Below are 18,850 nucleotides of genomic sequence, written 5' to 3' on the forward strand. Positions count from 1 at the left end.
GTCCGCCGGGACCGGCACCCGGATATCGGGCCCGCGGCTCCCCCGGTGCCGGCCGGCCGCGCTCAGCGCTCACGGCGGCGCAGCGCGTATCGCTCCTTCTCCGAGAGGCCGCCCCAGACGCCGAAGCGTTCATCGTGGGTGAGGGCGTACTCCAGGCAGGCCTCGCGGCCCTCACAGGCGCCGCAGAGACGCTTGGCCTCGCGGGTGGAGGAGCCCGGGTCGGGGAAGAAGAAGTCGGCGCCCGTCTGGGCGCACAGGGCGGTTTCCCGCCAGGCGAGTTCGTGGTCGTCGAGAGCGGTGCGGTTGATCGGCATGCCGGACACGCTGCCCGGCCCCGATAAACGGCTCGTCAACGAACGATCAACGCGGCACCGGCGGGCGGTCCGCCGGTTCGCTCCGTAATCATGGGCCTGCGGGACGTGATCGGCAAGGCGTTGGGCCGGGGTGTCCCGTGTCGGGCCGGGGTGTCCCGTGTCGGGCCGGGGTGTTCCCGGGACGGCCGGGGTGTTCCCGGGACGGGCCGAGTGCCCCCGTGTCGGGCCGAGTGCCCCCGTGTCGGGCCGGGGTGTTTCCTGGTCGGCCGGGGTCTTTCGGCGTCAGGCCCGTGTCGCGAGGCCGGTGACGACCGCGAACCGGGCTCCCTGGGGGTCGGTCAGCTTGGCGAAACGGCCCAGGCCGGGCCTTTCCTCCGGGGCCAGCCGGACGGTGCCGCCCAGGCGGGCCGCCCCGGCGGCCGTCGCGTCGGCGTCGGGGACCTCGAACACGGGCGTCCAGTACGGGGCTTCGGCCGTCTCCACCGGATCGGTGCGCAGCGGCACCAGGCTGCCGAAGGAGGCGTCGTCACCGCCGTCCGCCGGGGCGAGGACGAGGGGCGAGCGGGTGTCGCCGGGCCGGGTCGAGCAGGATGACTCCAGGCCGAGCACCGACCCGTAGAAGGCCATCGCGGCGGCCGGGTCGCGGGTGTACAGCTCCGCCCAGCACAGTGCGTACGGGACGCCGACCCGTTCCAGGCCCCCGTCGGCGCCGGGCTGCCGGACGGCGAAGCGGGCGCCGGCCGGGTCGGCGAGGAGCGCCGTCCGGCCGAGGCCGGGGACGTCCGCGGGGCCGGACAGCACCGTCCCGCCGCCGTCGCGCGCGGCGGTGGCGGTGGCGTCGGCGTCGGCCGTGCGGAAGTGGAGGGTCCAGGCGGGTGCGGCCCGGCCGGGGGTGAGGGCCGGGCCGCCCGCGACGGTCCGGCCGTCGAGCTGGAACAGGCCGTGGCCGCCGGTGCCGGGACCGGCCGGCCGGAAGTCCCAGCCGAACAGGGCGCCGTAGAAGGCGAGCGCGGCCGCCGGGTCGGGGGTGCCGAGGTCGAGCCAGTCCGGGGAACCGGTCGGATGACGGGTGGTCAGCATGGTGCCGAGTGTGGCGCCGCCGGCGGACCGCCGCATCAGGAGGGGGCCGCCCGTATGACCGGCTAGCCGGTCTTCTTGGCGCGGCTCGGCTGCACCCGCTTGGGCTCACCCGGCATCTTCGGGTAGTCCGGCGGGTACGGCAGGTCGGCCAGCCCGTGGTCGCGCTCGTCCTTCGTGGCCAGTTCCAGCAGGCTGTCGAGGGTGAAGGCGTGGTCGTCCATGTCCGCGTGGACGTCCCCGTGGTCGGCGTACCGCACCGGCATGGTCGCCAGGTCGAAGTCGCGCGGGTCGACGTCGTCCAGTTCGTCCCACCGCAGGGGGGCGGAGACCGGGGCGTGCGGCCGGGGGCGGATGGAGTAGGCGGAGGCGATGGTCCGGTCCCTGGCCGTCTGGTTGTAGTCGACGAAGATCTTCTCGCCGCGCTCCTCCTTCCACCAGGCGGTGGTGACCCGGCCCTCCATGCGCCGCTCCAGTTCGCGGCCGACGGCGATGGCGGCGCGGCGAACCCGGGTGAAGTCCCAGCGCGGCTCGATCGGCACGTAGACGTGGAGGCCGCGGCCGCCGGAGGTCTTCGGCCAGCCCCGCAGTCCGTGCTCGTCGAGCAGGGCGCGCAGTTCGTGCGCGGCGGCGACCGCGTCGGAGAAGCCGGTGCCGGGCTGCGGGTCGAGGTCGATGCGCAGCTCGTCGGGGTGATCGGTCGCGTCGCCCCGGACGGGCCACGGGTGGAAGGTGAGCGTGCCCAGGTTGGCGGCCCAGATGACGGCGGCGATCTCGGTGGGGCGGATCTCGTCGGCGAAGCGCCCGCTGGGGAAGGTGATGTGGGCGGTGGGGATCCACTCGGGGAGGTTCTTGGGAGCGCGCTTCTGGAAGAAGGACTCGCCCTCCACGCCGTCGACGAAGCGTTCCAGGGTGGTGGGGCGGTCACGCAGGGCGCGGGTGATGCCGTCGCCCACGGCGAGGAAGTAGCGCGCCACGTCCAGCTTCGTGAAGCCGCGCTCCGGGAAGTAGACCTTGTCCGGGTTGGACAGGCGTACGGTCCGCCCGCCTGCCTCCAGCTCCACCGCGTTTCCCATGGGCGCCACAGTAGGACCCACGAGCAGACATCGCATATCGGGCATATCGCTGCACGGTCGGGCAGAATCGAGCCATGGACCTGCCGGTGATGCCGCCCGTGAAGCCGATGCTGGCCAAGTCCGTGAAGAAGATCCCGCCCGGAATGCAGTACGAGGCCAAATGGGACGGCTTCCGGGCCGTCGTCCACCGGGACGGGCCGGAACTGATCATCGGCAGCCGGACCGGCAAGCCGCTGACCCGCTACTTCCCCGAGCTGGTCACCGGCCTGCCGCCCCGGCTCCCGGAGCGCTGCGTCGTCGACGGCGAGATCGTGATCGCCCACGAGGGACGGCTCGACTTCGACCGGCTCACCGAGCGCATCCACCCCGCCGCGTCCCGGGTGACGATGCTGTCCGAGCGGACCCCGGCGCGGTTCATCGCCTTCGACCTGCTGGCGCTGGGGGACGCCTCGCTGATGGACCTCCCGCTCGTCGAGCGCCGGGCGGCCCTGGAGGAGGCCCTGCGCGGGGCCGGCCCACCCGTCCACCTCGCCCCGTGCACCACCGACATCGAGGTGGCGCGCGGCTGGTTCGAGCAGTACGAGGGCGCCGGGCTCGACGGAGTGATCGCCAAGCCCCTGGACCTGCGCTACCGGCCCGACGCCCGGCTGATGTACAAGATCAAGCACGAGCGGACTGCCGATGTCGTCGTGGCCGGCTACCGCTTCCACAAGAGCGGCCCGGTCGTCGGCTCCCTCCTCCTCGGCCTGTACGACGACCACGGCGCTCTCCAGCACGTCGGCGTGTGCGCCGCGTTCACCGCGAAACGGCGCGCGGAGCTGATCGACGAGCTGGAACCGCTGCGCATGGACCCGCCCGAGGGACACCCCTGGGCCGCGTGGACGGACGGGGCCGCGCACGAGACCGCCCGGCTGCCGGGCGCGCCGAGCCGCTGGTCCGGCAAGAAGGACCTGTCATGGGTGGCGTTGCGGCCCGAGCTGGTGTGCGAGGTGGGGTACGACCACATGGAGGGCAGCCGGTTCCGGCACACCGCCCAGTTCCGCCGGTGGCGGCCGGACCGTGCGCCGGAGAGCTGCGGGTACGGCCAGCTCGAGGAACCCGTCTCCTACGACCTCGGTGAGGTGCTGTCAGGGGGCGGGAGCGGCGGGTGAGCAGGGCGCCCCGGCGGGTTCCCCGGCCCGCACGTGAGCGCCCGGCGAGGGCGGGCCGCCCGGGTCCGGTGACGGCGACGCGGTCGGGGTCGGGGACGGGGGCAGGCTCGGTGACGGGGTCGGCACCGGGGTCGGGGTCGGGGTAGGTGACGGACAGGTGGGGTCCGGGGACGGGCCCGGCGGATCCGTGGGCCCCGGGGTCGGCGTGGGCGGGGTGGACGGGGACGGAGCCGGGGCGGGCGTCGGAGAGGGGGCGGGCGTCGGAGAGGGGGCGGGCGTCGGAGAGGGGGCGGGCGTCGGAGAGGGGGCGGGCGTCGTGGACGGGGACGGGGCAGGGCCGGCGGGGGGCCGGGACGGGCGCGCCGGCGGACGGACGACCGGCGGGCCGGACGGGGGCCGCGGGCCGACCACGATCCCGCCACCCGCGCCCGCGCCCGGCCCGGTCACCCGCCCGCCGCCGGCCGGACGCCCCGCGCCGGGGCTCGCCGGGAGCACGCCGGTGGTGTCCGGCACCGGGTGCGCCCCGTGCCGGTAGAAGGCCAGCCAGGCCAGCACCGTCCGGAGATAGGCGTCCGAGTGGTTGTAGCTCAGGACCGCCCGGTCCAGGTCGGCCTTGACGCTCAGGTTCCGCTCCCCCGCGCACAGGTAGCGCCCGGCGGCGAGGGCGGCGTCGTACACGTTGCCGGGGTCCCGGCGCCCGTCGCCGTTGCCGTCCGCGCGCCAGCGGGCCCAGGTCGAGGGGATGAACTGCATGGGGCCGACCGCCCGGTCGAACACCGGGTCCCCGTCGTACGCCCCGCCGTCCGTGTCCGTGATCCGGGCGAACCCTGCGCCGTTGAGCACCGGACCGAGGATCGGCTCCAGCGTGGTGCCACGGGCGTCGACCCGCCCGCCGCGCGCCTGGCCCGACTCGACCCTGCCGATCGCGGAGAGCAGGTGCCAGGGCAGCCGGCAGCCCGGGTCGGTGCGGGCGACGGCGGCCTCGGCGCGCCGGTAGGCCGCGAGGACGGTGGCCGGGATCCCGGACTGGACGGTGACCGGCCCGGCGGCGGGGCGGGCGCTCCCCGGCCGGGGTGCCCGCAGTGGCGCGGGCGAGGCCAACGGGGGCAGTTCCGTGTGGTACGCCCCGTCGCCCGGTGGCCGTGGCACGGCGGCCCCGGCGCGGTCCCCCGCCGGGGCCCGTTCCGCGGCCGGCACCGGCGCCGGGGGCCGGGCGAACCCGGGTGCCTGCGACGCGGTCAGCGCGGCCATCGCCGTCACGGCCGCGGCCGTTCCGGTGACCCCCCGGCGGACCCGCAGCCGCCCCCGTACCCTCCCGCGGATCCTCATGAGCCCGCTCCCAGGGTGTCGATGACGGCGATGCGCCAGGTGCCGTCCTCGCGCACCGCGTCCACCGCGAACACGGCGGCGCCGTACGTCGTCTCGGGCTTCTTCGCCGCCGTACGGGTGTTGCTCTGGTCCGCGTAGATCAGCACGCGCGCGCGGTCGCCGTCGATCAGCTCCACGCCGCTGTGGGTGACGGTGGTGGTGAGGACGAGTCCGTGCTTCGCGGCCTGCGCCCGGACCGGGGCGAGCATGGCGCGGTGCTGCCCGACCGCCTTGCCGGTGAGGTGGGCGCGGACGGCCTTGTCGGCGGTGGCGGTGGCGGCGTGGTCGTACGAGAAGAGCTCGTTCACCGCCTTGGTGACCTGGCCCTTGACCTCGGTGGTGCGGGCGGTGTCGGTGAGCGCGGCGTTGCGGGCGGCGGGCGTGTCGCGCAGGGCGGCCGCCTCCCCGGTCGACCAGGCGGCGAAACCGCCCAGGAGGACGGTGAGGACGCCCAGGGCCACGGGCAGCCGGTGGCGCCGGCGGGTCCGGGGCGGGGAGCCGGCCCCGGCGTCCCCGGGGCGTGGCGGGGAGCCGGACCGCGTACGCCCGGCGCGCGGCGGGGCGGGCGGTTCGGTGCGCCGGGTCCGGGACGTGGGGTCGGTGCGCCGCGTCCGGGGCGGGGGCGGGGCCGTGCGGGGCGCGTCCGCGGCGGCCAGGCGGCGCTGCCGTTCAATGAGGTGACGTGTCGTCGACATGGCGGGTCCTCTCAGTCGGCGGCGGGCGTCGTGGTGCCGACCGGTGCCTGGCCGAGGGCGCTGAGCTTCCAGCCCTCGGGCGTCCGGGTGAGCTCGCCGAGCATCCGGCTCTCCTTGGCGGCGGGCTTGCCCTTGGGCGGGGTCACGGTGATCCGGAGGGCGACCATCACGCCGGCCCGCCCGGCCCGGGCGTCCAGCTCGGTAACCGCGCCGGCCAGCACCTTCGCGCTGGTCACCGTCCTGGCCTGCTGGATCTGCCGCTCGAACTGCGGGCGCCCTTGGGTGAGCTGGTCCAGCAGGCCGCCGGTGGCCGAGTCCTGCCAGCGGTCCAGTCCGCGCCGCAGGTCCCGGTGGTCGAGCGTGTTCATGTTCTGCACGGCCTGTTCGCCCGCGGCGAGCACCTCGTCGCGGGTCGTGGCGTACGCGGCGGACTCGTCGTGCGCCGCCGTGTACCAGGACCAGCCGCCCCAGCCGGCGCCGCCGGCCGCGAGCAGGACCAGTGCGGCCGCGGTCGCCTGGAGCGGGTTGCCTCTCATCGTGCGGGCCATCGGTACGGGAGCCCCCTATCGCGCTCGGATGTCGACGATCTGCCAGTGGTCACCGCGCTGTTCGGCGGTGACGGAGAGCTGCGCGGCGACCGTGGTGGCGGGTTTGCCGGCGCGCCGGGCCACCTGGTCGAGGAAGACCAGGAGGTGCGCGCCGCGGTCGTCGAGCCGGGTCACCCCGGCGCGTACGACATGGGTGGTGAGCGTGAGTCCCTGCTGGGCGGCCCGTTGCTCGACCTGGCCGAACAGGGCCTCGTACTGGCGGGCCGCCCGGCCCGCCAGGACCCGGCGCGCCGCCTCGCGGGTCCGGGCGGTGTCGCCGGGGCCGTACGAGAAGACCTGGGCGAGCCCTTCGCCGACCTCCTCCAGGACCCGGTCGGTGGCCGCGGTGTCGGTCAGCGCCCGGTCGTCCAGGGCGGGCGCGCCGTTCAGCTCCTGGGCGCGGAGGAGGAGTGCGGCGGCGCAGGCGAGCAGCGCAAGGGCGAGCACAGCGGGCACCCGGGGCCGGAAGGGCATGCGCCACCGGCCGCCCCGGACGGTCCCGGGGACGTCCGGGGCCCCGGTGGCGTCCGGGGCCTCGGGCACCGCAGGGGGCTCGGGCGCCTCGGGCGCCTCGGGGGACGAGCGGGGCGCGGGGGTCTGGGGCGCCTCGGGGGACGAGCGGGGCGCGGGGATCAGGGCATCCACCCTGCGGCCTCCTTTCATGGTCCGGCCACCGGTACCGCGGTGAGGGCGGCGACCTTCCAGCCGTCGCCCGTGCGGACGAGCCCGGCCTCCAGGCGTTCGCGGTCCGTGGCGGCGGGCCCGCCATCGGCGGGCGTGGTCTCGACCCGTACGGTCGCGATGAGCCGCGCCGTTCCGGCCCGGTCGTCCAGGGCGGTGAGCGCGGCGTCCGTGACGGTGGCGCGGGCGGAGGCGCCGGGGTCGGCGTCCTTCCGGGGGGCGGCCGTCCGCACCTGTTCGTGGAGGTCACCGGTGGTGGCGTCGAGCCACTGCGCGCGGGCCGCCGCGGGATGTGCGGCGTCCAGGCCGCGGAGCCGGGCGAGGTGGCCGCGCCCGTCGGCCAGGGCGTGGTCCCTGGCCTCGGCGAGGGCGCGGGTGGCGTCGCCGGCCGCCCCGGCGTACGACCGGCCGGCGAGCGCGCACAGCAGGGCCGCCACGGCGACGGCCGCCCACCACCCGTACCGCCTCACCGGCCGTCCCCCAGCCCGAGCAGGTCGCCCATGCTCCCGGCGGGGAGGGTGGCGCCGGGCGCCGTGGCCGGGGGCGGCAGCGGGCCGCCGGAGGGCGCGTTGGCGGAGCCGCGCACGTTGGTGCCGCCGGCGGGCGGGGCGGTGCAGCGGGCCCCGGTGTTGAGGGCCGGCGGGGAGGTGAGGTCGAGGCCGTTGCGGTACGTCGTCCCCTCGTACCCCGCCGTGCAGGGCAGGGGTTCGAAGAAGGTCACCGACATACCGAGGCCGACCCCGCGGGGGGTCACGGCGGTGGACCCGGCGGCGACGAGCGCCGGCATGGTCACCAGGAACTCCCGGATGCCGCGCTCCCGGGTCACCGCCACCTCCGAGGTGGTGAGCAGGTTGGCCAGCACGACCCCGAACTCGGGGTCGAGGTCCCGGAGCAGCGCGCTGATCCGGCCGGCGGCGTCTGGGGCTGCGGCGATCAGGGTGCGGAGGTCGGTGTCGGAGGCTTTGAGCCGCGCGGCCAGTTCCCTGGCCCCGGTGGCGAAGGAGGCGAGGGCCTCGCCCTCCTCCGCCTGGGTGCGCAGCACCGTCTCGGCGTCGCTGATCAGCCGGGTGGTGGCGGGCAGTGCCCGGTCGGCGGCCCGGACGACGTCGTCGCCCGCGTCCATCAGGGCCTGGAGGTCGTCGCCGCGGCCGCTCAGCGCCGTGCCGAGTTCGTCGACGACGGTGCGCAGCGCCTCCAGGTCGATGGAGGAGGCGAGGTCGCCGACGCCGCTCAGTACGGTGGTGACCGGCGCCGGGGTGCGGGTGTCGGCACGGGCGACGACCGCGCCGTCGCGCAGGTACGGGCCGCCGTCGGAGACGGGGCGGAGGTCGATGTACTGCTCGCCGACGGCGGAGAGGTTGGCGACGACGGCTTCCAGGTCGGCGGGGATGTCGGGGGCCGACCTGGCGATGCGCAGTTCGGCCTCCACACCGTCCTCGGTGAGCCGGATCGGCCCGACACGGCCGACGGAGACGCCCCGGTAGGTGACGTTGGAGTGGGTGAACAGCCCGCCGGTGGTGTCCAGCCGGACCCGGACCGTGTAGTGGTCGCGGATGCCGACGAGGTGGCCAACGTCGGCGTAGCGGACTCCGAGGAAGCCGAGGACGAGGACGCCGATGAGGAGGAAGGCGAGATTCTTCAGCCGGATGGCGGGGGTCAGCATCAGTCGCTCCCGGCGGACGGCAGGGGCAGGGGCAGGGGCAGGGGCAGGGGAACGTGCGGGGGCGGCGCCCCGGTGCGCGCGGGCGGGCCGGCGGTGCCGCCGGGCGCGGTGCCGCCGGGCGCGGTTTCGTCGGGTGGGGTGTCGTCCGGTGGGGTGAGCGCGGGGATGATCTGCGTTCCGGGGGCGGCGGTGACGTCCAGGTAGACATTGAGGTAGTCGCCCTTGACGCCGCGCAGCACCTCGTCGGTGAACGGGTAGGTGAGCAGCACCTGGAGCGAGTCGGGCAGCGCCTTGCCCGAGTCGGCCAGCGCCCGGAGGGTGGGGCCGAGGGCCTTGAGGTCGGCGATCAGGTCGGCCTTGCTCCGGTTGACGGTGTCGACGGCGACACCGGAGAGGGTGTCGAGCGCGCCGAGCATGGTGAGGAGCGAGGCACGCTGCTTCTCCAGGACCTTGAGGCCGGGGCTCAGGCCGGTGAGGACCTTGTCGACGTCCCGTTCGCGGGCGGCGAGGGTGGCGGAGAGCCGGTTGACGCCGTCGAGGGCGGCGGTGATGTTGCTCCGGTTGCCGTCCAGGGTTCCGACGAGGGTGTCGAGCCGTGCCAGCAGGGAGCGGACCTCGGTCTCGTTGCCGCGCAGGGCCGTGCCCAGTTCGGTGGTGATGGTGCGGAGCTGCTGGATGCCGCCGCCGTTGAGGAGCATCGACAGGGCGCCGAAGACCTCCTCCACCTCCGGGTTGCGGTTGGTGCGGCTCATGGGGATGCGGGCGCCGTCGCCGAGGGTGCCGTGGCCCTTGGGGGGTGCGGTGAGCTGGACGTACTTCTCACCGAGCAGGCTGGACTGTTCGAGGTGGGCATAGGCGTTGGCCGGGAGCCGCACGTCGCCGTTGACCCGCATGGTGACGGTGGCGGACCAGTCGGAACGGTCGAGGGCGATGCGGGTGACGCGGCCGACGGCCACGTCGTTGACCTTGACCGCGGACTGCGGGACGAGGCTGAGGACGTCGGCGAACTCGGCGGTGACCTCGTACGGGTGGTCCCCGAGGTCCGCGCCGCCGGGCAGCGGCAGTTGCTCGATGCCGGACAGTCGCAGGCCGCCCGCCGGTACGTCGCAGCTCGCGACGGTCGCGGCGAACCCGACGGCGAGGGCGAGCGCGGCGCCCACCGTGGTGGCGGTACGGGAGGGCCGGGTCACCGCGCGGCCCCCTTCCCCGGGGTCCCGTACACGGTGCCGACGGCGGGCAGCGGGAGGGCGGGCAGGTCCTTGCGGCGGGCGGCGTCGACGGGGACGAGGCCGCCCGGTGTCGCCGCCGTCCCGGTGCCGAAGCTCAGTTCGTTGATGTCGGCGCGGCCGTTGAGGGTGCGGTGGGAGGGGTCGTACGCCTTGAGGGCGTTGCCGGCGGCGAGGGGCGCGGTGTCGAGGGCCTCGGCGAGCGAGGCGCGCCGGTCGGCGAGGGTGCGGGTGAGCGGTAGGAGGACGTCGACGTTCTTCTTCAGGCTCGCGCGGTTGTCCTCGATGAAGGTCTTGACTTGGCTGAGGGCGGTGCCGAGTTCCTTGAGGGCGGCGCCCAGGTTCTCCTTGTCCTCGGCGAGGAAGGTGGTGACGGTGGCGAGCCGCCGCTCGGCCCGGCGGACCTCGCTGTCGTTGTTCTTCAGCATGGTGGTGAAGGACTGGAGGTGGGTGAGGGTGGCGAACAGGTCGCCGCTGCTGCGGTCCAGGGTCCTGGCGGCCTTGCCGAACTGCTCCACGGAGTCGCCGATGGCCTTGCCGTTGCCCTTGAGGTTGGCGGCGCCGGTGCCGATCAGGCCGGCCAGCGCCCCGTCGGCGTTGGCGCCCTTCGGGCCGAGTGCCTCGCTGAGTTCGGTGAGGGACGCGTAGAGCTGGTCGACCTCCAGGGGGGTGGCGTTGCGGGCGGCGGGCAGGACCGCGCCGTCGCGGATCTCGGGGCCGCCGGTGTAGGCGGGGGCGAGCTGGACGTAGCGGTCGGAGACGACGCTGGGCGCGACGATGACGGCGTGGGCGCCGGCGGGCACGCGGACGCCCTCGTCGATCAGCAGGGTCACCTCGACCTCGGTGCCCCGGGGGCGTACGGGGCCGACGGTGCCGACCTTCACGCCGAGGACGCGGAGGTCGGAGCCCTCGTACACGCCGGTGGCCCGGTCGAAGCGGGCGGTGATGCGGGTGGTCCGGGACTCGTCGAGGGCCAGGACGCCGGAGGTTCCGGCCACGGCCACCAGGGCGAGCCCGGCGGTGATGCCGAGGGCGCGTCGGAGGTTCACCGGGCATCGCCTCCCTCGGGGCGCGGCGGCATGCACCCGGTGGCGGGTGGCGTGCCGGGGGTCAGGTAGGTCCGGGGGACGAGGCCGCAGACGTAGGTGTCGAACCAGCGCCCGTTGCCGAGGGTGTTGCCGACGAGGCGGTAGTACGGGCCGGCCAGGGCGAGGGTCCGGTCGAGGCTGTCGCGGTTCTTCAGCAGCACCCCGGTGACCCGGCCGAGGGCGGCCAGGGTGGGTCCGAGCTGGTCCTTGTTGTCCTGGACGAGTCCGGTGAGCTGGGTGCCGAGGTCCCGGGCGCCGGTGAGCAGGAGGTGGATGGCGTCACGGCGGGCCTGGAGTTCGCCGAGGAGCAGGCCGCCGTCCTCCAGGAGGGTCTCGAAGCGGCTGTTCTTGCCCGCCAGGGTACGGGTGAGCCGCTTGCTGCCCTTGAGGAGTTCGGCGAGCTGGGCGTCGCGCGAGGAGACGGACCTGGAGAGGGCGGACAGGCCGGTGGCGGCGCTGCGCACATCGGGCGGGGAGTCGGCGAAGGTGGCGGAGATGGCCCGGAAGCTCTCGGCGAGCTGCCGGGTGTCGATCGCGTCGATGGTGTCGCCGAGGCCGGTGAGGGCCTGGGTGACGTCGTAGGGGGAGGTGGTGCGTGCGGTGGGGATGCGGGTGGCGGGGTCCTGGGGGCGGGTGCCGAGGGGGTCCACGGCGAGGTACTTCGCGCCGAGCAGGGTCTTGATGGCGATGGCGGCGGTCGTGGAGTCGCCGATCCAGGTGGTGTCGTCGACCTCGAAGCGGACGCGGACCTTCGCCCCGTCCAGGGCGATGCCGGTGACCTCGCCGACCTTGACGCCGGCGACGCGGACCTCGTCGCCCTCGTCGAGTCCGGCGGCCTCGGTGAAGTCGGCGGTGTAGGTGGTGGTGCCGCCGGTCAGGGCGTCCGCCTTCCACGCGCCGAGGGCGAGGAGCGCGAGGAGGAGCAGGCCGACGACGCCGACGGTGACGGGGTCGCGTTCGCGTACGGGGGTGAGGCGCTTCGGGGAGGGGAGTCTCATGCGCGGCACCTCGGTTCGGTGATCGGGACGCCGGTGGGCGGCGGGGATCCGTCGTCGGTGCCGACGCCGGTCACCGTGGCCTCGCACAGGTAGAGGTTGAGCCACGATCCGTAGGAGGCGAGGCGTCCGACGGCCTGCATCTTGGCGGGGGTGGTGCGGAGGAAGGTCTCGATCCGGTCGGTGCTCTTCGCCAGCTCCCCGGAGAGGCGGCCGAGTTGGCGGATGTCGTCCTTGAGCGGGGCGCGGCCGTCCTCCAGGAGGCCGGCGGTGACGGTGGTGAGCGATCCCATGGCGGTAATGGCCTCGCCGAGCGGTTCGCGGTCCCGGGCGAAGCCGCTGACGAGTTCCTGGAGGGTGACGACGAGGTCGTCGAAGCCGGCCTCGCGGTCGTTGACCGTCTTGAGCACCGTGTTGAGGTTCTTGATGACCTCGCCGATGACCTCGTCCTTGCCCGCGACGGTGGTGGTGAGCGACCCGACGTGTTCGAGGAGGGAGTCGACGGTGCCGCCGTCGCCCTGAAGGACCCGCACGATCGACCCGGCGAGGCTGTTGACCTCGTTCGGCGACAGGCCCTGGAAGAGCGGCCGGAAGCCGTTGAAGAGCTGGGTGAGGTCGAGGGCGGGGGTGGTGCGTTCCAGCGGGATGACGGCCCCGGCGGGCAGGGTCCGGCCGACGGGGCCGGCACCCCGGTCGAGGTCGATGTAGCGCTGGCCGACCATGTTGAGGTACTTGATCGACGCGGTGGCCGAGGCGGGCAGGGAGCGGCCCCGCCGGACCGCGAAGGCGACTTCGGCGATCCGGCGGTCGACCACTCCGACCGACTCGACCTGCCCCACCTTCACTCCGGCGATGCGGACGCTGTCGCCCTCGACGAGGCCGGTGACGTCGGTGAAGCGGGCCTTGTACGTGACGGTGTCGCCGACGCCCTCGTTGGCGACGGACAACGCCAGGACGGTGGTGGCGAGGACGGTCACCACGATGAACACCAGTGATTTGACGAGCGGTCCGGCGAGGGAGCGGCGTTTCACCGGAGGGTCACCTCCGCTCCGCGGAAGACGGGGCCGGTCAGGACGGTGCTCCAGTCGGGCAGGGCCTCGGGGCCGGTCCTGAGGCCGGGGGCGATGAGTTCGTTGACGAGCCGGTTCTCCTGCGGCGAGTTGGGCAGGCCGAGGCCGCGGCCGCCGGCGCGGGGGGTGGCGGCGGGCTTCCCGGTGTAGGGGACCGCGTAGCAGTGCGGTCCGCCGGTGGCGTCGTACACGGGCCGGTCCTTGCCGGGGACGTACTTCCCGAGGGAGGGCACGGTGCGGACGTTCACATGCAGGCCGGGTTCGTCGGTGCCCTTGCCGAGCGCCTTGTCCATGGCGGGCACGAAGCCGGCGAGGGTACGCAGGGTGCAGGGGAAGGACGGCGAGTGGCGGGCGAGGGCCTCCAGGGTGGGGCGGGAGGCGGCGGACAGCCGGATGATGTTGCTCCGGTTGCCGCGCAGGAAGGCCGTCAGGTCCTTCGCGGAGGTGGTGGTGGCCCCGTACAGGCCGGCGAGCCGGGCCTGCTGGTCGGCGATGGTGCCACTGGTGGTGGTGAAGTCGGTGAGGGCGTCGAGGACGTCGGGGGCGGCGTCGGCGTACACCCGGCTCACCTCGACGAGGTGGGCGATGTCGCGGTTGAGGGCGGGCAGGTGGGGGTTGAGCCGCTCGAGGTGGGCTTCCAGGGTGACGAGGGTGCGGCCGAGCTGCTGTCCCCGTCCGTCGAGCGCCTGGGCGACGGCGGTGAGGGTGGCGGACAGCTTCTCCGGTTTGACGGCGGTCAGCAGCGGGAGCAGCCGGTCGAGGACCTGCTCCAGTTCGACGGCGTTGGCGGAACGGTCCTGCGGGATGACCGCCCCGGCCGCGAGGGCGCGGGGCGACGGGTTGGCGGTGGGCGGGACGAGGGCCACGAACCGTTCGCCGAAGAGGGTGGTGGGCAGCATCTGGGCGGTGACGTCGGCGGGGACGCGGTGGAGGTGGTCCGGGTCGACGGCGAGGGTGAGGCGGGCACCGGTGCCGTCGGCGCGGATGTCGCGCACCTCGCCGATGACGACGCCGCGCAGTTTGACCTCCGCGCCGCGGTGCATCTCGTTGCCGGCGCTGGTGGTGAGGACGGTCACCGTGACGTCCCGGGTGAACCGCTTGTCGTAGACGGCCACCGACAGCCAGGCCAGGAGGACGGGGACCAGCAGGAACACCACTCCGGCGAGGCGTCTGCGTACGGTCGGCATACGGCTCATCCGGCCACCTTCACGGTCGTCGTCGCGCCCCAGATCGCGAGGGACAGGAAGAAGTCGGTCACGCTGATCAGCACGATGGCGTTGCGCACGGAGCGGCCGACGGCGACGCCCACGCCGGCCGGTCCGCCGGAGGCGCGGAAGCCGTAGTAGCAGTGGGCGAGGATCACCAGGACGCTGAAGACCAGCACTTTCAGGACGGAGAGCAGGACGTCGTCCGGGGAGAGGAAGAGCGTGAAGTAGTGGTCGTAGGTGCCGGCCGACTGGCCGTTGAAGAGGACGGTGACGGTGCGGGAGGCCAGGTAGGAGGAGAGCAGCCCGATCGCGTAGAGCGGGACGATGGCGACGACGCCGGCGATGATGCGGGTGGTGACGAGGTAGGGCAGGGAGCGCACGCCCATCGCTTCGAGGGCGTCGACCTCCTCGTTGATGCGCATGGCGCCGAGCTGGGCGGTGAAGCCGGCGCCGACGGTGGCGGAGAGGGCTAGTCCGGCGACGAGCGGGGCGATCTCGCGGGTGTTGAAGTAGGCGGAGATGAACCCGGTGAAGGCGGAGGTGCCGATCTGGTTGAGGGCGGCGTAGCCCTGGAGGCCGACGACCGTGCCGGTGAACAGGGTCATCGCGATCATCACGCCGATGGTGCCGCCGATGACGCCGAGGCCGCCGCTGCCGAAGGCGACCTCGGCGAGCAGGCGTTGCACTTCCCGGGAGTAGCGGCGCAGCGTGCGCGGGATCCAGGCGAGGGCCTTGAGGTAGAAGACGAGGTGGTCGCCGGAGCGGTCGAGCCAGGCGAGCGGGGATGCCATCCTCAGGCTCCCTTCGCGGGGACGACCTGGAGGTAGATCGCGGTGAGGACCATGTTGACGAAGAAGAGGAGGAGGAAGGTGATGACGACGGACTGGTTGACCGCGTCGCCGACCCCCTTCGGTCCGCCGCGGGGGTTGAGGCCCCGGTGGGCGGCGACGATGCCGGCGAGGAAGCCGAAGATCAGCGCCTTGATCTCGCTGATCCACAGGTCGGGTAGCTGGGCGAGGGCGGAGAAGCTGGCGAGGTAGGCGCCGGGGGTGCCGTCCTGCATGATCACGTTGAAGAAGTAGCCGCCCAGGGTGCCGACGACGGAGACCATGCCGTTGAGCAGCACGGCGACCAGCATGGTGGCGAGGACGCGCGGGACGACCAGGCGCTGGACGGGCGACACGCCCATGACCTCCATGGCGTCCAGTTCCTCGCGGATCTTGCGGGAGCCGAGGTCGGCGCAGATGGCGGACCCTCCGGCGCCGGAGATCAGCAGCGCGACGATCAGGGGGCTGGCCTGCTGGATGACGGCCAGCACGCTGGCACCGCCGGTGAACGACTGGGCGCCGAGCTGCTGGGTGAGCGAGCCGACCTGGAGGGCGATGACCGCGCCGAACGGGATCGAGACCAGCGCCGCGGGCAGGATCGTGACGCCGGCGACGAACCAGAACTGCTCGACGAACTCGCGGAACTGGAACGGCCGGCGGAAGGTGTCGCGGGCCACGGTGGCCGCGAGGGCGAACAGCCGCCCCGTTTCCCGCAGCGGCGCCAGTGCCCGCGAGGGCGGCCGGTGGGCGTCCCCGCCCCGGTGCGGGCGCTGCCGGCCGGTGGAGGGGCGGGTGGCCGGGCCGGTGGAGGGGCCGGGCACCGGATCGGCCGGTGGGGCGGTCCGGATGTCCGGGAGGGTGGCGGTGTCCGGGGTGGCGGTGTCCGGGGTGGCGGTGTCCGGGGTAGTGGGGCGGGGGGTGCCCGGGTGGTCGGTGGTCATGAGGCGGCACCGCCCCCCGTGCCGGCGGGGGCGTAGCTGCGGAGGATCGCGGTCCTGGCGGCCTCCGGCAGGCGGGGCAGCATGGCGAGGACCCGTTCGCGACGGCGCTGGACGGCGGCGCGGGGCGGCAGGCCGGGCGAGGGTTCCAGTTGCGGGGCGACGACCCGGGGCGCGTGGGTGGTGGGGGTCCGCTGTTCGCGCGCCAGCGTCGCGGCGTCCTTCTCCTCCGACATCCCGATGGGGCCTTCGCGCCGCCCGCTCAGGAACTGCGCCACCACCGGCTCGTCGCTGGTGAGCAGGACCTCACGGGGTCCGAAGGTGACGAGATTGCGCCGGAACAGCATGCCCATGTTGTCCGGAACCGTGGCCGCGATGTCGAGGTTGTGCGTGACGATCAGCATCGTGGCGTCGATCTGCGCGTTGAGGTCGATCAGCAGTTGGGAGAGGTAGGCGGTGCGGACGGGGTCCAGTCCGGAGTCGGGCTCGTCGCAGAGGACGATCTGCGGGTCGAGGACGAGGGCGCGGGCCAGCCCGGCGCGTTTGCGCATACCGCCGGATATCTCGCCGGGCAGTTTCCCCTCCGCCCCGACGAGGCCGACCATCTCCATCCGCTCCATCACGGTGCGGCGGATCTCGGACTCCTTCTTGCGGGTGTGTTCCCGCAGCGGAAAGGCGACGTTGTCGAACAGCGACATCGAGCCGAAGAGCGCCCCGTCCTGGAACATGAGGCCGAAGAGTTTCCGCGTTTCGTAGATGTCGCGCTCGGGGCTGTTCACCATGTCGACGCCGTTGATGAGCACGCGCCCGCGCTCGGGTTTCAGCAGCCCTATGAGTGATTTCAGGAATACGGTCTTGCCGGTGCCGGAGGGGCCGAGCATCACACTGACCTCACCGGCCGGCAGGGTGAGCGTGACGTCCTGCCAGATGTTCTGTTTGCCGAAGGATTTGGTGAGTCCTTCGACGACCACTTCTGTTCCCACCACAACTCCCAGGTCCCGCTCTTGCTGAGGAAGTGACAAAAGTGCGTCGGGAGGCGCACGTTACGGTCACCCGAAGGTCCCGGACAAGCGCCGCACACGACGTCTTCGCGGCCGCCGGGCCATTTGTCACCGCATGACAAACCGGCGGGGATTCTTTGTCGCTCCGTGCGTACCGCGCGCGGCCGGGTCACCGCTCGGGCTTCGGCCTCGGCGGGTCCGGGCAGAACTCCGGCTGGCCCGGTGAGCACAGCACGCCCTGCGTCAGCCTGGTGTGGTTGCCGCTCCCGGACAGGGAGGCGGTGAACAGCGGGTCCAGGTCCTCCGTGGCGCCGCAGCCGCTGAACTCGGGGATGGTGGCGGAGCCGGTCAGCGGGCCGCCGGTGACCACCGTGTAGCCGTGGGGCCTGCCCTCGGCGTCGTACCAGCCGCGCCCGGTCAGTGTCAGCCTCATGGGCCGGGCGGTGCGGCAGGCGGGGCCGACGTCGAGGGGGGTGCCGTTCACCTTCACGTCGGAGAGCCGCACCCACAGCTCGGCGGTCGCCTTCGTGACCTCGGAGAACTGCCCGTCGGGTGAGAAGTAGCTGCCGGTCGCGATGTCCATGGGACCGGCCAGCGTGAGTTCCGCCGTGGCCGTCGTCGGCATGAAGCCGAAGGTGAGGAACGTCGACCGGACGGGCGGCAATTGCGGTTTCCCCCGGTGGTCGAGGGTGGCGTCGCTGTACATGGTGAAGACGAGCCCGTCGTCGCGCGGGCACTGGTAGGTCTGCGTGGCCTTGGCCATGTTCACCCTCATCAGGCCGGGGTCCTTGAGGAACATGGCGGAGCCGAGCTTCAGGACGTTGGCGTAGCCGGCGATGTAGCCGTGGCTCGGTACGGGATCCTGGCTCACCGGTGGGGCCTCCACGCAGTCGTCGGCCCGGCCGGCCCCGTGACCCCGTGCCGGACCCGGGCGCGGGCCGGGGCCCGGGGGCGGCGTGCCGGGCGGCGTGCCGGGCGGCGTGCCCGCCGGACCGTCCGGTACCGGGTCCGGGCCCTCCGGTACCGGTACCGGGCCGTCCGGGCCGTCCGGGCCGGGGGACGGCCCGTCGACGACCGGCGGGCGGTCACCGGTGCCGGGCCCGGGGAGCACCGCGACCCGGCCCATCGTGATGTCCTGGCCCGGTTCGGGCGCGCAGGTGAGGGAGGGGACGGGCGGGACGAGCGGGGTGTCGTCGGCCTTGCGCAGCAGCAGGTCCAGGGTGACGGGCCCGGTCGAGAAGACGAGGTCGCCCGCCGCGGAGGCGGTCACCGAGGGCACGGCGCCCGCGCCCTCCACCGTGTACGGCCCCGTGACCGGCAGGGCGCCGTCCGGGACGGTGAGCTGTGTCCAGGGCAGGTCGGCGGTGTCGTCGCCCTGCGCCACCCGCCCGGCCAGACGGACGGCTCCGCTCGCGGACGCGGCGCCCAGGGCGGCCAGTTCGGCCACCGCCTCCGCGGGCAGCCGCACGGCGACCCGCACGTCCGAGGGGCGCACCGGCCGGCCGGCCGCGACCTGGCGCGGCAGCGTGGCCGAGACCCGTACCTCCGCCGGGTGTTCCCCGCCCGGCAGCCGGCAGGCGTAGCCGAAGACCCCGCCGGCGGGCTGCGCGCCCTCGTCCACCGCGACCCCGGTACCGGTGCCGGGCACGAGCCCCGCCACCAGCACCACGGCCCCCACGGACGCGGTGCGCGCCCAGGTGCGCCGGCGGCCCGGCCCGCCGGTCGTGCTGCTGCCCATCGGTCAACCCCCACATCGCCCGCTGCTGTCCGTCCCACGGTGGGCGCCCCGGGGGTGGGGGTTTTGTGGGGGTGGGGTCGGTAACGAGCACCGAGCGGGGGGGGTACCACCCATCCCTTTCTGTTTTTTTCTCTTTTGAACCCTTGA

The 18,850-nt window shown here is 74.1% G+C and carries 19 protein-coding genes; 1 reads left to right on the forward strand and 18 read right to left on the reverse strand.

Going from position 1 to position 18,850, the window contains the following annotated elements:
- Nucleotides 1-62 precede the first annotated feature (62 nt).
- The 3 genes from ACZ7LK_RS17590 to ligD all read right to left on the reverse strand — a co-directional run bounded on the left by ACZ7LK_RS17590 (nucleotide 63) and on the right by ligD (nucleotide 2,467).
- Nucleotides 63-314: a WhiB family transcriptional regulator gene (locus ACZ7LK_RS17590; protein WP_392273929.1), complete on the reverse strand. Its 252-nt coding sequence runs from the start codon at nucleotides 312-314 to the stop codon at nucleotides 63-65.
- 282 nt (nucleotides 315-596) lie between these two features.
- Nucleotides 597-1,394 (reverse strand): VOC family protein, encoded by a 798-nt coding sequence (locus ACZ7LK_RS17595; protein ID WP_392273930.1) that lies wholly within the window; start codon nucleotides 1,392-1,394, stop codon nucleotides 597-599.
- Between the two features lie 62 nt (nucleotides 1,395-1,456).
- Nucleotides 1,457-2,467 (reverse strand): non-homologous end-joining DNA ligase, encoded by a 1,011-nt coding sequence (ligD, locus tag ACZ7LK_RS17600; RefSeq protein ID WP_392273931.1) that lies wholly within the window; start codon nucleotides 2,465-2,467, stop codon nucleotides 1,457-1,459.
- 74 nt (nucleotides 2,468-2,541) lie between these two features.
- Between ligD and ACZ7LK_RS17605 the strand changes: the two genes are divergently transcribed.
- Nucleotides 2,542-3,618 (forward strand): ATP-dependent DNA ligase, encoded by a 1,077-nt coding sequence (locus ACZ7LK_RS17605; RefSeq protein WP_392273932.1) that lies wholly within the window; start codon nucleotides 2,542-2,544, stop codon nucleotides 3,616-3,618.
- Here ACZ7LK_RS17605 and ACZ7LK_RS17610 read toward each other — a convergent pair.
- The 15 genes from ACZ7LK_RS17610 to ACZ7LK_RS17680 all read right to left on the reverse strand — a co-directional run bounded on the left by ACZ7LK_RS17610 (nucleotide 3,595) and on the right by ACZ7LK_RS17680 (nucleotide 18,703).
- The gene (locus ACZ7LK_RS17610) at nucleotides 3,595-4,947 is read right to left on the reverse strand and encodes a lytic transglycosylase domain-containing protein (protein ID WP_471141677.1); all 1,353 of its coding nucleotides are present in this window, start codon (nucleotides 4,945-4,947) and stop codon (nucleotides 3,595-3,597) included. The genes ACZ7LK_RS17605 and ACZ7LK_RS17610 overlap by 24 nt on opposite strands.
- A complete protein-coding gene (locus ACZ7LK_RS17615) occupies nucleotides 4,944-5,681 on the reverse strand; it encodes a hypothetical protein (RefSeq protein WP_392273934.1) in 738 nt (245 codons plus the stop codon). The genes ACZ7LK_RS17610 and ACZ7LK_RS17615 overlap by 4 nt, the downstream gene beginning before the upstream one ends.
- 11 nt (nucleotides 5,682-5,692) lie before the next feature.
- The gene (locus tag ACZ7LK_RS17620; protein ID WP_392273935.1) at nucleotides 5,693-6,217 is read right to left on the reverse strand and encodes a hypothetical protein; all 525 of its coding nucleotides are present in this window, start codon (nucleotides 6,215-6,217) and stop codon (nucleotides 5,693-5,695) included.
- 27 nt (nucleotides 6,218-6,244) lie between these two features.
- Nucleotides 6,245-6,913 carry a hypothetical protein gene (locus ACZ7LK_RS17625; RefSeq protein ID WP_471141680.1) on the reverse strand — a complete coding sequence of 223 codons (669 nt, stop codon included), beginning with the start codon at nucleotides 6,911-6,913 and terminating at the stop codon, nucleotides 6,245-6,247.
- Nucleotides 6,914-6,927: 14 nt separating this feature from the next.
- On the reverse strand, nucleotides 6,928-7,419 hold the full coding sequence (locus tag ACZ7LK_RS17630) for a hypothetical protein (RefSeq protein WP_471141682.1): 492 nt from the start codon (nucleotides 7,417-7,419) through the stop codon (nucleotides 6,928-6,930).
- Complete coding sequence (locus ACZ7LK_RS17635; RefSeq protein ID WP_392273938.1) at nucleotides 7,416-8,612, reverse strand: MCE family protein; 1,197 nt, start codon at nucleotides 8,610-8,612, stop codon at nucleotides 7,416-7,418. Before ACZ7LK_RS17635 ends, ACZ7LK_RS17630 begins: the two co-directional genes overlap by 4 nt.
- The gene (locus ACZ7LK_RS17640) at nucleotides 8,612-9,802 is read right to left on the reverse strand and encodes an MCE family protein (RefSeq protein ID WP_471141685.1); all 1,191 of its coding nucleotides are present in this window, start codon (nucleotides 9,800-9,802) and stop codon (nucleotides 8,612-8,614) included. Before ACZ7LK_RS17640 ends, ACZ7LK_RS17635 begins: the two co-directional genes overlap by 1 nt.
- Nucleotides 9,799-10,887: an MCE family protein gene (locus ACZ7LK_RS17645; protein ID WP_392273940.1), complete on the reverse strand. Its 1,089-nt coding sequence runs from the start codon at nucleotides 10,885-10,887 to the stop codon at nucleotides 9,799-9,801. Before ACZ7LK_RS17645 ends, ACZ7LK_RS17640 begins: the two co-directional genes overlap by 4 nt.
- Complete coding sequence (locus ACZ7LK_RS17650) at nucleotides 10,884-11,924, reverse strand: MCE family protein (protein WP_471141689.1); 1,041 nt, start codon at nucleotides 11,922-11,924, stop codon at nucleotides 10,884-10,886. Before ACZ7LK_RS17650 ends, ACZ7LK_RS17645 begins: the two co-directional genes overlap by 4 nt.
- Nucleotides 11,921-12,952: an MCE family protein gene (locus ACZ7LK_RS17655; protein WP_469464196.1), complete on the reverse strand. Its 1,032-nt coding sequence runs from the start codon at nucleotides 12,950-12,952 to the stop codon at nucleotides 11,921-11,923. The genes ACZ7LK_RS17650 and ACZ7LK_RS17655 overlap by 4 nt, the downstream gene beginning before the upstream one ends.
- On the reverse strand, nucleotides 12,949-14,187 hold the full coding sequence (locus ACZ7LK_RS17660) for an MCE family protein (protein ID WP_471141692.1): 1,239 nt from the start codon (nucleotides 14,185-14,187) through the stop codon (nucleotides 12,949-12,951). The genes ACZ7LK_RS17655 and ACZ7LK_RS17660 overlap by 4 nt, the downstream gene beginning before the upstream one ends.
- Entirely contained in the window at nucleotides 14,184-14,990 is an 807-nt protein-coding gene (locus ACZ7LK_RS17665) for an MlaE family ABC transporter permease (protein ID WP_471141695.1), read from the reverse strand. The genes ACZ7LK_RS17660 and ACZ7LK_RS17665 overlap by 4 nt, the downstream gene beginning before the upstream one ends.
- 2 nt (nucleotides 14,991-14,992) lie before the next feature.
- Nucleotides 14,993-15,967, reverse strand: a complete 975-nt coding sequence (locus tag ACZ7LK_RS17670) for an MlaE family ABC transporter permease (protein ID WP_471141698.1) — start codon at nucleotides 15,965-15,967, stop codon at nucleotides 14,993-14,995.
- Complete coding sequence (locus tag ACZ7LK_RS17675) at nucleotides 15,964-16,947, reverse strand: ABC transporter ATP-binding protein (protein ID WP_392273946.1); 984 nt, start codon at nucleotides 16,945-16,947, stop codon at nucleotides 15,964-15,966. The genes ACZ7LK_RS17670 and ACZ7LK_RS17675 overlap by 4 nt, the downstream gene beginning before the upstream one ends.
- 187 nt (nucleotides 16,948-17,134) lie before the next feature.
- Nucleotides 17,135-18,703, reverse strand: a complete 1,569-nt coding sequence (locus ACZ7LK_RS17680; RefSeq protein WP_471141701.1) for a DUF6801 domain-containing protein — start codon at nucleotides 18,701-18,703, stop codon at nucleotides 17,135-17,137.
- Between the last annotated feature and the right edge of the window lie 147 nt (nucleotides 18,704-18,850).

The organism is Streptomyces sp. NPDC039423 (genome assembly GCF_055598725.1).